This window comes from Rathayibacter tritici, from assembly GCF_002932875.1.
GTDB lineage: Bacteria > Actinomycetota > Actinomycetes > Actinomycetales > Microbacteriaceae > Rathayibacter > Rathayibacter tritici.
Genome location: NZ_PSWS01000070.1, coordinates 25,746 through 37,894, shown reverse-complemented (window position 1 = coordinate 37,894; position 12,149 = coordinate 25,746). Strand labels below are relative to the sequence as shown.

The following is a 12,149-nucleotide window of genomic DNA, read 5'->3' as shown; positions in this document are numbered from 1 at the left end:
CGTCCTGCGCGAGGGTACCTCAGTCGGAGCTGAGGCGCTGGTAGCGGTACGCGGCAGCGGTCGGCAGGGCGCCCGACCCCTCGTCATGCTCTAGGCCGCCGGAGAGGAGGTAGATGTAGCGGGAACCCGCGCGGGTGCCGGGGATCTCCAAGCGCGCGGCGGGAGCCGAGTCGTCGCCGTACCCGCGGCGGAGGGTCTTCCCCTCCAGTGGGCCGTCGAGGAGCTTGGCCGTATAGGCGGAGGTCGTGGTGGTGTGCGTCGTTGCCATGCCTCATCATGCGCCGATCGGCGCCGCGCGTCACCCCACCCCCAGTGGCCCAGGCAGGTGACGCGGAGGCTGTGGCCTGTATTGTCCCGGGGTTCCTGGGGTCCAGGCCCGGCGAGGGGACAGGACGCCCGGAGTCAGTGTGTATGGTGTGCCTGTCGGGCGGCCCCGCCGATGGGGACGCGTCGCCGTTCCCCGCACCACGTCGCCGCGCACCGTCTCCCCGCAGCAGGGGATGTCGGACCACTGGTCGTCCGACCCGACAGCACCAATCAAGGAGAACTGTGTCCGGCACGAAGAAGCTGGTGATCGTCGAGTCGCCGGCGAAAGCCAAGACCATCGCCCAGTACCTGGGCGACGGCTACGAGGTGCTCGCCTCCGTCGGGCACATCCGCGACCTCATCGAGCCGAAAAACCTCCCGCCGGAGCTGAAAAAGGGCCCGCTCGGCAAGTTCTCCGTCGACGTCGACAACGGCTTCGAGCCGTACTACGTCGTCTCCGACCAGAAGAAGAAAACGGTCGCCGATCTCAAGCGTGCCCTCAAGAACGCCGACGAGCTCTACCTCGCCACTGATGAGGACCGCGAGGGCGAGGCCATCGCGTGGCACCTGCTCGAGGAGCTCAAGCCCAAGGTGCCCGTGCACCGGATGGTCTTCCACGAGATCACGAAGGACGCGATCCAGAAGGCACGCGACAACACGCGCGACATCGACACCTCGCTCGTCGACGCGCAGGAGACCCGCCGCATCCTCGATCGCCTCTACGGCTACGAGATCTCGCCCGTGCTCTGGCGCAAGGTCGGCCCGGGGCTCTCGGCCGGACGCGTGCAGTCGGCGGCGACTCGCCTCGTCGTCGACCGCGAGCGCGAGCGCCTGGCCTTCGTCTCGGCGAGCTACTGGGGCCTCGCGACCGTGCTCGCACCCGAGTCGGACGCTGCGGCAGGATTCGACGCGCGCCTGGCGCGGCTGGACGGCAAACGGATCGGAAGCGGTCGCGACTTCGACGACCGCGGAGAGCTGAAGGGCGATGTCACCGTCCTCGACGAGTCCTCCGCCGAAGCCCTTGCCGTCGCACTGCGCGACCCCGCCACGACGGTGCGTGTCTCGAACCTCGAGTCCAAGCCCTACTCGCGGCGCCCCGCCGCCCCATTCACCACGTCCACGCTTCAGCAGGAGGCGGCACGCAAGCTCCGCTTCTCGGCGCGCCAGACGATGAGCGTCGCGCAGTCGCTCTACGAGAACGGCTTCATCACCTACATGCGGACCGACTCGCCCGGGCTTTCGCAGCAGGCGCTGAACGCTGCGCGCACCCAGGCGGCCTCGCTCTACGGCGCGGCGACGGTCCCGGACAAGCCGCGTCTTTACTCCGGCAAGAACAAGAACGCACAGGAGGCGCACGAGGCGATCCGGCCAGCGGGCGAGACCTTCCGCACTCCCGACCAGCTCTCGGGCACCCTCCGCGGCAACGACCTGCGCCTCTACGAACTCATCTGGAAGCGTACGGTGGCCTCGCAGATGGCGGACGCGAAGGGCTCGACCGCCACGGTCACGCTCCTCGCCGAGCCGGCGGGCGACATCGCGCAGACCGTCGAGTTCACCGCCTCCGGCACCGTCATCACCTTCCGCGGCTTCCTGCTCGCCTACGAGGAGGGCCGCGACGAGGAGCGCCACGGAGCCCGCGACGAGAAGGACGCCAAGCTGCCTCCGCTCGAGGTGGGCCAGAAGCTGGTCGTGGCCGAGGTCGAGGCGAAGGGTCACGAGACGTCCCCGCCCCCGCGCTACACCGAGGCAAGCCTGGTCAAGTCGCTCGAGGAACTCGGCATCGGCCGTCCCTCGACCTACGCCTCGATCATCTCCACGATCGTGGACCGCGGCTACGTGACTCCGCGCGGCACAGCCCTCGTGCCCAACTGGATCGCCTTCTCGGTGGTGCGGCTGCTGGAGGACTTCTTCTCGGACCTCGTCGAGTACGACTTCACGGCCGAGATGGAGGGCGACCTCGACCGAATCGCCGGTGGCGAGGAGGACCGCGTCTCCTGGCTCAACCGCTTCTACTTCGGCGGAGGTACCCACCCGGGGCTCCGCCACGTCGTCGACAACCTCGGTGAAATCGACGCGAAGAGCATCAACTCCGTGCGGATCACCGACGACATCACCCTGCGCATCGGTAAGTACGGGCCCTACCTCGAGGTCGCGCAGGAGGAGGGGCAGGAGACGCCCCGGCGCGTTAACCTGCCGCTCGAGCTGGCCCCCGACGAACTCACCCCCGCCAAGGCGCAGGAGCTCGTCGACGCCCCGGTGCAGACCGACCGCGTGTTGGGCAGCAACCCCGACTCCGGCAAGACGGTCGTGGTCAAGGACGGCCGGTTCGGCCCGTACGTGACCGAGATCGACCCCGAGCCCGAGACGACGGCGGATCCGGCAACGGGTGAGGTCGTCGAACCTGCACCCGTGAAGCGCGGCGCGAAGAAGTCCGCGGTCGTCAAGCCGCGCACCTCCTCTCTGTTCAAGTCGATGGACGTCGCGTCGATCGACCTGGCCACGGCACTGCGTCTCCTCGATCTGCCGCGGACCGTCGGTGAGGACCCCGAGAGCGGGGAGCCGATCACTGCGCAGAACGGCCGCTACGGCCCGTACATCAAGAAGGGCACCGACAGCCGGTCGCTCACGAGCGAGGACCAGATCTTCGAAGTCGACCTCCCGAGCGCGCTCGAGATCTTCGCGCAGCCCAAGTACGGGGCGCGGCGTGCGTCGAGCGCACTCAAGGAGTTCGAGGCGGACCCGGTCAGCGGCAAGCCGATCCGCATCCGCGACGGCCGCTTCGGCGCATACGTCACCGACGGCGAGACCAATGTCACGATCTCCAAGGGCATGACGATCGAGGAGATCGACTTCGAGCACGCGGTCCAGATGCTCGCCGACAAGCGGGCGAAGGGTCCGGCGAAGAAGGCTCCGGCCAAGCGCGCGCCGGCGAAGAAACCTGCCGCGAAGACGACGGCCGCGAAGACGACCGCCGCGAAGATACCCGCCGCGAAGACGACGGCGGCCAAGACCACCGCCGCGAAGAAGCCTGCCGCGGCGCGCGCGACCGCCGCAAGCCGCGCGGCGGCGTCGGCGACCCCCGAGGCGACGGACGCGACCGAGTCGTGACGGGGCTGTTCGTCACCCTCGAGGGCGGGGACGGCGCGGGCAAAACGACGCAGGCCCGGCTGCTCGAGGAGTGGCTGGGCTCGCGTGGCGAGACCGTCGTCCGCACCCGGGAGCCCGGCGGCACCGAGGTGGGCGTGCAGATCCGCGAGATCGTGTTGCACCACCGTGGCGAGATCGCCCCCCGGGCCGAGGCGCTGCTCTACGCCGCGGACCGCGCCCAGCACATCGGCACGCTCGTGCGTCCGGCGCTCGAGCGCGGCGAGGTCGTCGTACAGGACCGCTACATCGACTCCTCGGTTGCTTACCAGGGTGCGGGCCGGGTGCTCGACGCGGTCGAGGTCCGGCGCCTCTCGGAGTGGGCGACCCATGACCTGCGGCCCGATCTGAGTGTCCTGCTCGATCTGGACCCCTCCGTCGCACGCGGCCGGCTCGACGCGGCCCGCACCCGCTTCGACCGGCTCGAAGCCGAGAAGGCGGAGTTCCACGGACGCGTCCGCGAGGGGTTTCTGGCCATTGCCGCGGGCGATGCGGAACGGTTTCTCGTGGTGGACGCCTCACGTCCGATCGAGGAGATCGCGGCCGAGATTCGCTCCCGCGTCGAGGCGCTGCTCGAGCGTCCGTCCGCTGTCGGTACTCATGGTTAGCCTGGTGGCATGACCGTCTGGAGCCAGCTCGTCGGGCAGGAGCACGCCATCGACGCCCTGCACGACGCGGCCGCGCCCCGGGACGGCCGCGGCCGCGAGTCGGCGTCGATGACCCACTCCTGGCTCCTCACCGGCCCGCCCGGGTCCGGGCGCTCGAACCTCGCCTACGCCTTCGCCTCCGCCCTGCTCTGCCGGCGGGGCGGCTGCGGTGAGTGCCCCGATTGCCGCCAGGTCGCGGCCCGCTCGCACCCCGATCTCTCGGTGCTCGCGACCGAACGCGTGATCATCTCGATCGACGAAGTGCGCCGCCTGGTCAGCAGCTCGCAGTATTCGCCCTCGGTCTCGCGCTATCGCGTCATGGTCATCGAGGATGCCGATCGGATGAGCGAGCGCACCTCGAACGTCCTGCTGAAGGCGCTCGAGGAGCCGCCGGAGCGGACGGTCTGGATCCTGTGCGCCCCGAGCGAGGCCGACCTGCTCCCCACCATCCGCTCCCGCGTGCGCTCGGTGCGCCTGCGCGTGCCGAGCGTGGCGGACGTCGCCGGGCTGCTCCGACGCCGCGACGGTGTCGACGCCGAGACCGCCGAGCGCGCCGCCCGCCAGGCGCAGAGTCACATCGGCATGGCGCACCGTCTCGCGACCGACGCGAACGCCCGCGAACGGCGGGAAGAGACCCTCCGGATCGCCCTGCGCCTGCGCGGAGTCTCGGACGCCGTGCTCGGCGCCGCGCGGATGATCGAGGTCGCGACCGAGGACGCCAAGGCGATCACGATCGAGCGCGACGAGGTCGAGCGGCAGCAAGCGTTGCGGTCGCTGGGCGTCGAGCCCGGCGGCACCGTGCCGGCGCAGCTCCGCTCGCAGCTCCGAGCGCTCGACGAGGACCAGAAGCGGCGGGCGACGCGCAGCCTCCGCGACGGCCTGGACCGGATCCTCGTCGACCTCCTCTCCCTCTACCGCGACGTGGTGCGCCTTCAGCTGGGAGCGCCCGGGGGCGTCATCAACGAAGAGGTCCGCGCCGAGATGACGGCCCTCGCGGAGTCGACTCTGCCCGAGCGCACTCTCGCCGTCCTCGAGGCGATCGCGACCGCCCGGCAGCGCATCGACGCCAATGTCTCCCCGGTCCTTGCTCTCGAGGCCCTGCTCGTGGTCGCCGCTCGGCGCCCGGTGGCCGCGTGAGGAGGGGGCGCCAGTCGGCAGCCGTGCTCGCGATCATTGCGGCCGCGTCGCTCCTCACCGCCTGCTTCGCACCCGGACCGAGCGTGGAGCGGACCTCCTCCCCGCAGCCGCAGGCCGTCGCAGCCGGTCTCGAGCCCTACTACTCCCAGGTCCTGGTCTGGGACGACTGCGGCGACGGCGCCCTCTGCACCGACGCGACCGTGCCGCTGGACTGGGACAACCCGTCGGGCGGGACCGCGTCGATTGCGCTGGTCCGCCGCCCCGCGACGCGGGGTCCTGCACTCGGATCACTGCTCGTGAACCCGGGCGGGCCGGGTGCCTCGGGCGCCGACCTCATTCGGGACAGCGCCGACTACGCGGTCGACTCGGCGCTCGCGGCCCGCTACGACGTCGTCGGTTTCGACCCCCGCGGAGTGGGGGCCTCGACCGCGGTCTCGTGCGTGGACGCCGCAGGACTCGACTCCTACCTCTACGACATCACGCCGGGGGAACGGGGCAGTGACGAGTGGATCCAGGCGCAGCGCACGTCGGACGCGGCGTTCGCGTCCGCGTGCGAGCAGCGCAGTGGTCCGCTTCTTGGCGAGGTCGGCACGACGAGCGCGGCCCGCGACCTCGACGTGCTGCGCGCAGCTCTCGGTGACGAGACGCTGCACTACCTCGGCTACTCCTACGGCACCTTCCTCGGCGCGACCTATGCGGGGCTCTTCCCCGAGCGGGTCGGGCGTCTCGTCCTCGACGGCGCGATCGACCCGGCGGCGACCTCGTTCGACGCGGCGCTCCAACAGGCGAAAGGTTTCGAAAGCGCCCTGCGCGCCTACTTGGCCGACTGCCTCCGCTCGGCCGACTGCCCGTTCACCGGCACGGTCGACGCGGGCGCGGCCCAGCTGGGCCGGATGCTCGAGGACGTCGAGGCGTCGCCGATCCGGGCCTCCGATGGCCGCGAGCTGGGCGCGAACACGTTGTTCACGGCCATCGTCTACCCGCTCTACGACGCCACCGCGTGGGGATCGCTGAGCGGGATGCTCGCCGAGGTGCGCAGGGGCGACCCCGAGATCGCCTTCCAGTTCGCCGACGCGTACAACGGACGCGACGGGGACGGGCAGTACTCGAGCAACACCACCGAGGCCTTCCTCGCAATCAACTGCGTCGACTACTCCTACAACGCCGACACCGCCTCGATGCGCGCCAACGAGGCGGCCCTCGAGCAGGCCGCGCCGACGCTCGGGCGCTACCTTGCCTACGGAGACATCCTCTGCAGCCAGTGGCCGGCCGCGTTCGAGGGGTCGCGCGCGCCGATCACCGCCGAGGGCTCGGCACCGATCCTGGTCGTGGGGACGACGAACGACCCGGCGACCCCCTACGTCTGGGCCCAGGCCCTGGCGGGTGAACTCGCCGCCGGTCACCTCGTCACGTACGACGGCGAGGGCCACACGGCCTACAACAAGTCGAACTCGTGCGTGAACGACGCGGTCGACGCGTACCTGCTCGAGGGGACCGTTCCGAAGGAGGACCCGCAGTGCTGACCGAGCAGGAGTGCATGCAGCAGCTCGGGCTCCGCGAGCGCAAGCGCCGCGCCACGCGTCGGGCGATCGAGATCGCGGTCCTGCGCCTCGCGAGCGAGCGCGGTCCCGAGCGCGTGACCATCGAGGACGTCGCGCGTGCCGCCGACGTGTCGACACGTACGTTCTTCAACTACTTCGCCTCGAAGGAGGACGCGCTGGTCGGCGGTCTCCCCGTAATCGCCGACGAGACCGCCGCCGCCTTCGTCGCCGGTCGGGGCACGGTACTCGATGATCTCCAGGTCGTCTTCGTCGCGGCGATGGAGGAGCCGTTCGAGGAGGACCGAGAGCTGCACGTCCTCCGGCGCGCACTCTTCCGCGAGCATCCCCACCTCGTGGGGCTCAAGATCGCCGGGATGCGCGAGTTCGAGCTCGCGATCGAGGGGCTGGTCGTCGAGCGCCTCGGCCACCAGGACGATGACGTCGAGCGCGTCCGCAGCCGGGCGCGGATGCTGACTCTCCTCGGTCTGGCCGCAGTGCGCCACGCCTGGGCGGCCTGGGTCGATCACGACGGCAAGGAGGCGCTGCCCGGCCGAATCGCCCGCTCGTTCGAGGAGCTGCGCGGTGCGCTGGCCTGAGCGGGCCGCGGCGGTCTCGGGCGCGTTCCGGGCGCCACCCGGCGGGGCAGTGGCCCGATTCACTCCAGGGTGCGCGAGCAGGCTATGCTGGTTAATCGTGTCCGAGGCTCCGGCCCTACGTACACGCCGCCTTAGCTCAGTCGGCAGAGCGTCTCACTCGTAATGAGAAGGTCGTGGGTTCGATTCCCACAGGCGGCTCCGTGTTGCCGGGGCTCCGTGTCCTCGGGCTTCGTGTCCTCGGGCTCCGTGTCGCCCGACCTGCGACGCCCAGGTCGCAGCCGGTTAGCCTGGTCGTGATGATCGCCACTCCGCCTCGCCGCCGCCTCCTCGCGATCGCCGCGGTGCTCCTCGCCGCCGTGCTGGGTATCGCTGCCTTCGGCGCTGGTACGGCAGTGGGCAGGGCCACGGAGCCGGACGCGCCGGTGGTGGCAGTGGCCGCGGCTCGAACCGCTCCTCCGAGTCCGACCGCCACGGCGCGGCCAAGCGCCGCCGAAGCAGGTGAGGCGCTGCGCACCTGCTCCGTCGCAGGGCTCGCGGCCGATCCGCGACTGGGCTCGCTGCAGGCGCGGGTGGTCGACGCCGCGACGGGCGAGGTGCTCTTCGACCGTGGGGGCGCGACGGCGTCCCGCACCGCCTCCGCTCTCAAGATCCTCACGGCAGCGTCGGCACTCGCCGTGCTCGGGCCCGACGCGCGCATTGCCACCACGGTGGTGCGCGGGAGCGCGCCGGGGAGCGTCGTCCTCGTCGGCGGTGGCGACCTCACCCTGAGCCGGTTGCCCACCGGGCAGGAGTCCACCTACGCAGGGGCAGCGCATCTCGACGACCTCGCGGCGCAGGTCGAGAGCGCTTGGGACGCCGACCCTTCGACGGACGGCACGTCGATCACGTCGCTCGTGCTCGACTCCTCCCTCTACTCCGGTGAGACATGGCAGCCCAGCTGGAACCGCAAGGAGCAGGTCGACGGGTACATGCCCGAGATCACGTCGCTCCAGGTGGACGGCGACCGCGAGGATCCGGCGGCCTCCACCTCCGAGCGCGGCACCGATCCGGTCGGCCGCGCGGGCCAGGCATTCGCCGACGAACTGAGCGGCGCGCCCACGATCTCGACCGGGACCGCGCCCGCCGGTGCCGCCGTGCTCGGGACGGTCGAGTCGGCCCCGGTCGGCACCCTGGTGCAGCAGATGCTGCTGGTGTCCGACAACGCGATCGCCGAGATGCTCGCGCGGCTCGTCGCGATCCGCACGGGCGCGGGCAGCGATTTCGGCGCGGAGCAGGCCGGTGTGCTCCAGGGGCTCGCGGGATACGGAGTCGACACGTCCGGCATCACACTCGTCGATGGCTCCGGTCTCAGCGACGACAACGCGGTCGCCCCGGCGTTCTTCACCGAGCTGCTGCGCAGGGTGCAGGCCCGCGAGGGGCAGCTGGGCGTTCTCCTCGACGGCCTGCCGGTGTCCGGCCGGACAGGGTCGCTGTCCTACGCCGACCGCTTCGCCGGTGACAACGCTGCCGCAGACGGGGCGGTGCGCGCGAAGACCGGCTGGATCGACACGGGCTACACCCTCGCCGGCGTGATCACCGCGGCGGACGGCACCGAGCTGACCTTCGCGATCTACGCTCTCGGCGACGTCACGGACTCGGCGAAGACGGCCATCGACACCCTGGTCACCGGCGTCTACCGCTGCGGCGGGGCGTTGTCCGACTCGTGATTCGAAGCGGCGTCGACCACCACCTCCTCGTCTCGGAAGGACCACGATGACCACCGCACTCCTCATCGTCGATGTGCAGAACGACTTCACCGAGGGAGGTGCGCTCGCCGTCACCGGTGGCACGGCCGTCGCCGAGGGCGTGAGCGCGTACCTCGCGGCGCACCCGGACCGCTACGCCGCGGTGCTCGCCTCGCGCGACTGGCACGAGGGCCACTCCGACAACGGTGGTCACTTCGCAACGGAGCCAGATTTCGTCGACAGCTGGCCTGTGCACTGCGTCGCAGGCACGACGGGGGCGCAGTTCCACCCGGGCCTGGACACCGCGCACATCGACGTGCAGATCCTCAAGGGCCAGGGCCGTCCCTCCTACTCCGCGTTCGAGGGTGCGACGCAGGAGGGGGCGGCGCTGGACGCCGTGCTCGCCGACCGGGGCATCACGGAACTCGACGTCGTGGGACTCGCGACGGATCACTGCGTCCGCGCCTCGGCACTGGATGCGCGCCGGGCGGGGCTCGAGGTCCGGGTGTTGAGTGATTTGGTGGCGGGCGTCTCTGAGGAGGCGAGTGCGGCGGCGCTGCGCGAGCTGACGGAGGCGGGGGTCCGCGTCGAGCGCTCACGCTGAGGGAGATCTCCCTCCACAGGGCTTGGCGGCGCGGGAGTTCTCACGACGGGCCAGGACCTCGCTCGCGGTGGGACGTCCCGACCTACACTGGAGGACGGAAAGCTCCTCTCCGCGCGGTCTCCGCGCTTCGATCCGAAGAAAAGGTTCCCTCCCGTGACTGATTCCGTCGCCGCTAGCGCCGCCGAGACCGCTCTGCTCGCGAGCATTCCCACGCAGCTGCTGATCGGTGGTGAGTGGGTGGACGCGTCCGGCGGCGGCTCGATCGATGTCGAGGACCCGGCGACGGGGGCGGTCCTCGTCTCGATCGCCGATGCGACCCCGGGGGACGGTGTCCGTGCGCTCGACGCCGCGGTCGCAGCCGGGCCCGCGTGGGCGGCGACCGCGCCGAGAAAGCGCGGCGAGATCCTGCGGAGGGCCTTCGACCTCCTGCAGGAGCGCACCGAGGAGTTCGCGCTCCTGATGGCGCTCGAGATGGGCAAGCCGGTGGCGGAGGCGCGGGGTGAGGTCGTCTACGGTGGCGAGTTCCTGCGCTGGTTCAGCGAGGAGGCCGTGCGCATCACGGGCCGTTACGGCGTCTCGCCCGAGGGCAGCGGGCGGATGATCGTCTCGCAGCACCCGGTCGGCCCCTGCTATCTGATCACCCCGTGGAACTTCCCCCTCGCGATGGCGACCCGGAAGATCGCCCCGGCCCTCGCAGCGGGCTGTACGGTCGTCGTGAAGCCGGCCGAACTCACTCCGCTGACCACCCTCGCCTTCGCGGCTCTGCTGGCCGAGGCGGGGCTGCCCGCGGGTGTCGTCAACGTGATCACCACCTCGTCGGCCGGGGCTGTCTCGGCTCCGATCCTCGCGGACCCCCGGCTCCGGAAGCTCTCTTTCACCGGCTCCACGCCGGTCGGGAGGACGCTGTTGCAGCAGGCGTCCGAGAACGTGCTGCGGACGTCGATGGAGCTCGGCGGCAACGCGCCGTTCGTCGTGTTCGAGGACGCCGATCTCGATCGCGCCGTCGAGGGCGCCATGCTCGCCAAGTTCCGCAACATCGGCCAGGCCTGCACGGCCGCAAACCGTTTCTTCGTGCACGAGTCGATCGCCGAGGAGTTCGCCGCGCGGGTCACCGAACGCGTGAACGAGTTGCGGATCGGCCGCGGCACCGAGGACGGGGTGAGCATCGGTCCGTTGATCGATGAGCACGCCGTCGAGAAGGCGGCCTCCCTCGTGGCCGACGCGGTCGCGCGCGGTGCGAGCCTGCGCACGGGAGGGAGCCGCCTCGACGGGCCCGGCCATTTCTACGAGCCGACCGTTCTCACCGGAGTCGATCGGGGGAGCGAGATCCTCCGCACCGAGATCTTCGGACCGGTCCTCGCGATCGTGCCCTTCGGTGACGAGGACGAGGCGGTAGCGCTCGCGAACGACACCGAGTACGGGCTCGTCTCGTACGTCTTCACGCGCGATCTCGCCCGCGGCCAGCGGATGGTCGAGCGGATGGCGACCGGGATGATGGGCCTCAATGTCGGCGTCGTCTCCAACGCGGCAGCACCCTTCGGCGGGGTGAAGCAGTCGGGGCTCGGCCGCGAGGGCGGGCTCGAGGGGATCCACGAGTACCTCAGCACCAAGTACACGCTCACCCCCGATCCGTTCGTCTGATCACATGGAGCGCATCGAGATCACGACGCTCGAGGACCCGCGTCTTCGCGACTATGCGCACGCCACGGACGTTGCGCTGAAGAATGCCCGCGGGCCGCTCGGGCTCTACATCGCGGAGTCGGCGCTCGTCCTGGAGCGCGCGCTCAGTGTCGGCCATCGGCCGAGATCGGTGCTCGCTCTCGGCGGGTCGGCTGCGGAAGCGGAGCGCCTGGTCGGTGCGTTCGATGTGCCCGTCTTCACCGGCCCGGGCGAGCTGCTGGCCGAGCTCACCGGGTACACCCTGCACCGCGGGTTGATCGCGGCCGTGGACCGGCCCGAGCTGCCCGATCCCGCCGAGCTGCTCGCCGGCGCTCGACGCATCGTCGTGCTCGAGGACGTGGTCGATCCGACCAACGTCGGCGCGATCTTCCGCTCTGTCGGAGCCATCGGAGCGGACGCTGTGCTCGTCACGGCGCGCTGCTCCGATCCCTTCTATCGCCGCGCTATCCGGGTCAGCATGGGCACCGTGCTGCAGGTGCCGTGGACTCGCGTCGGCGACTGGGAGTCGACGCAGCGGCTCCTGCGCGGGGCGGGCTTCACCATCGCGGCGATGGCGCTGACACCGGAGGCTGTGCCGCTGCGGGAATTCGCCGCCCGTGCCCCGGAGCGGGTAGCCCTGGTGCTCGGCACCGAGGGTCAGGGGCTCAGCGCTCAGGCGCTCTCCGCGGCCGATGTCGCCGTGCAGATTCCGATGAGTCACGGGATCGACTCGCTCAACGTCGCGGCGGCCGCCGCGGTCGGTATGTGGGCGCTCGCCGATCCCTCGTAGA

10 protein-coding genes and 1 tRNA gene are annotated in these 12,149 nt (G+C 70.9%); 10 read left to right on the top strand and 1 reads right to left on the bottom strand.

The genetic code is table 11. The features are described from left to right. Positions 1 to 19: 19 nt before the first annotated feature. Complete coding sequence (locus C5D07_RS14125; protein ID WP_068254909.1) at positions 20 to 268, bottom strand: hypothetical protein; 249 nt, start codon at positions 266 to 268, stop codon at positions 20 to 22. 281 nt (positions 269 to 549) lie between these two features. Here C5D07_RS14125 and topA point away from each other — a divergent pair, with 281 nt between their 5' ends. From topA to C5D07_RS14075, 10 genes are all read left to right on the top strand, one after another. Then, on the top strand, positions 550 to 3,414 hold the full coding sequence (gene topA / locus C5D07_RS14120; RefSeq protein WP_104259601.1) for a type I DNA topoisomerase: 2,865 nt from the start codon (positions 550 to 552) through the stop codon (positions 3,412 to 3,414). Then, complete coding sequence (gene tmk, locus C5D07_RS14115; protein ID WP_068254901.1) at positions 3,411 to 4,058, top strand: dTMP kinase; 648 nt, start codon at positions 3,411 to 3,413, stop codon at positions 4,056 to 4,058. The genes topA and tmk overlap by 4 nt, the downstream gene beginning before the upstream one ends. Positions 4,059 to 4,067: 9 nt before the next feature. Continuing rightward, a complete protein-coding gene (locus C5D07_RS14110; protein ID WP_068254898.1) occupies positions 4,068 to 5,234 on the top strand; it encodes a DNA polymerase III subunit delta' in 1,167 nt (388 codons plus the stop codon). Beyond that, the gene (locus C5D07_RS14105) at positions 5,231 to 6,757 is read left to right on the top strand and encodes an alpha/beta hydrolase (RefSeq protein ID WP_104259600.1); all 1,527 of its coding nucleotides are present in this window, start codon (positions 5,231 to 5,233) and stop codon (positions 6,755 to 6,757) included. Before C5D07_RS14110 ends, C5D07_RS14105 begins: the two co-directional genes overlap by 4 nt. Next, entirely contained in the window at positions 6,751 to 7,371 is a 621-nt protein-coding gene (locus C5D07_RS15840; RefSeq protein WP_084415996.1) for a TetR/AcrR family transcriptional regulator, read from the top strand. Before C5D07_RS14105 ends, C5D07_RS15840 begins: the two co-directional genes overlap by 7 nt. 125 nt (positions 7,372 to 7,496) lie before the next feature. Continuing rightward, positions 7,497 to 7,569, top strand: a tRNA-Thr gene (locus tag C5D07_RS14095). A 98-nt stretch (positions 7,570 to 7,667) separates the two neighbouring features. Next, entirely contained in the window at positions 7,668 to 9,077 is a 1,410-nt protein-coding gene (gene dacB, locus C5D07_RS14090) for a D-alanyl-D-alanine carboxypeptidase/D-alanyl-D-alanine endopeptidase (RefSeq protein WP_068254893.1), read from the top strand. A 46-nt stretch (positions 9,078 to 9,123) separates the two neighbouring features. Further along, the gene (locus tag C5D07_RS14085; protein ID WP_068254890.1) at positions 9,124 to 9,699 is read left to right on the top strand and encodes a nicotinamidase; all 576 of its coding nucleotides are present in this window, start codon (positions 9,124 to 9,126) and stop codon (positions 9,697 to 9,699) included. A gap of 153 nt (positions 9,700 to 9,852) precedes the next feature. Beyond that, entirely contained in the window at positions 9,853 to 11,340 is a 1,488-nt protein-coding gene (locus C5D07_RS14080; protein WP_104259599.1) for an NAD-dependent succinate-semialdehyde dehydrogenase, read from the top strand. 4 nt (positions 11,341 to 11,344) lie between these two features. Further along, on the top strand, positions 11,345 to 12,148 hold the full coding sequence (locus C5D07_RS14075) for a TrmH family RNA methyltransferase (RefSeq protein WP_068254886.1): 804 nt from the start codon (positions 11,345 to 11,347) through the stop codon (positions 12,146 to 12,148). Position 12,149 lies beyond the last annotated feature (1 nt).